The 1,432-nt window shown below is 70.4% G+C and carries 2 protein-coding genes; one reads left to right on the top strand and one right to left on the bottom strand.

The window, feature by feature from the left end; genetic code table 11:
• Positions 1-15 precede the first annotated feature (15 nt).
• Positions 16-819 carry a TIGR03084 family metal-binding protein gene (locus G5C51_RS41980; protein WP_165246187.1) on the bottom strand — a complete coding sequence of 268 codons (804 nt, stop codon included), beginning with the start codon at positions 817-819 and terminating at the stop codon, positions 16-18.
• 262 nt (positions 820-1,081) lie between these two features.
• Here G5C51_RS41980 and G5C51_RS43895 point away from each other — a divergent pair, with 262 nt between their 5' ends.
• Positions 1,082-1,273, top strand: a complete 192-nt coding sequence (locus G5C51_RS43895) for a helix-turn-helix domain-containing protein (RefSeq protein WP_165246185.1) — start codon at positions 1,082-1,084, stop codon at positions 1,271-1,273.
• Positions 1,274-1,432: the final 159 nt, after the last annotated feature.

Here is a 1,432-nt window from a genome sequence, read left to right as displayed (position 1 = left end):
GGGCGGGCTGGGCGGTCAAGCGCGTGCCTCCCGCCCGCCGCCGGACGGGCCGGCGAAGGCCTGCGCGATGCCGAGCCATCGCTCGGCGTCGGCGCCGGTCGCCCGTAGCGCGGTGTCGTCGCGGTGGACGCGCTGGACGACGAGCAGGCAGAAGTCGAGCGCGGGGCCGGTGACGCGCTGCTCGGCGTCCTCGGGTCCGTACGACCAGGTGCCCGCGCCATCGGGCGCGGTGAGCTCGATCCGGAACTCGCCCTGCGGCGGCTGGAGTCCACTGCTCTGGAACGAGAAGTCCCGCGTCCGTACGCCGATCCAGACCACATGCCGGAGCCGCTCGGTCGGCTTGCGCTCGACGCCAAGGGCGTCGGCGACATCCTGCCCGTGCGCCCAGGTCTCCATCAGCCGGGCGGTGGCCATGGAGGCGACGCTCATGGGGGTGGCGTACCAGGGGAGCTTCCCGGCGCTTGCGGGCCGCTCCCGCAGGGACTGCTGCAGCGCCTCGCGGGATGTGCGCCAGCGGGCGAGCACGGTGCCGGGCTCGGCTTTGACCCCTTCCTCGGCGCCCTGATCGACGAAGGCGTACGGATTCCCGCCACTCTCCTCGATCGCCTGCACCGTCTCCCGCAGAAACTCGTCGGGGTCGTTGGCGGACAGCAGCGCCCGCTCATCGGTCCAGGCCAGATGCGCGATCTGATGCGCGACGGACCACCCTGCGGCGGGCGTGGGCGTCGCCCACGCAGCAGCGGGCAGCTGGGCCACGATCGCGTCCAACTCCGCGCTCTCAGCGCGCAGATCATCGAGTACGACGCCGGGGTCTGCCACGATCCGGATCCCTTCAGGGGCGGCTGCTGACAAGACGTCAGCGTGCCAGCGAGACCAAAAACAAGCAAGCGTGCTTGCAATTCCCGGCGGGGGACGGTGACACCGGTTCGGGGGACCTTGGTGCCGTTTCTGCTGCGCAGGGCGGCGCACTGAGCTTCAGTACGCGCAATGAGGCCAGTTCACACCGAATGGCAGGTTCCGCCCGAGCATCGGGAGGACCCCTCTTACCGGGCTGCTGGGCGTCGCATGGACTTCGCTCAGGGTGTACGGCCGGCGGAACGCTCTCGGGTGGAGCGCCGCTGAGCTTGCCGGTCGGGCCGGCATGTCCGAGGAAGAGATTGAGCGGATCGAAGAGAGCGGCACTGATCCGACGCTGGGGCTCCTCGAGCAGCTGGCGGCTGCCTTCGAATCCGGTGCTCGCTCGCTGCGGAGCACACCGGGGGCCACTTCGTAGTTCGCCTTCGGGGTGCGGGCTCTGTGCGGGCGGGCGTTGCGGATGGGTTGGCATCGGATGGTGACGGTCGTGATGCCGTCTTCCGTGTGGTGCGGTGCCGGAAACGGATGGCTGGCTACGAGAGGAGTGGAGGGCGGGGCGTCTTGGTCTGTCGGGTGG

Origin of the sequence: Streptomyces coryli, assembly GCF_011044975.1 — a bacterium.
In the GTDB taxonomy this organism is placed as follows: Bacteria; Actinomycetota; Actinomycetes; order Streptomycetales; family Streptomycetaceae; genus Streptomyces; species Streptomyces coryli.
This window is presented reverse-complemented; position numbering and strand designations above follow the sequence as displayed.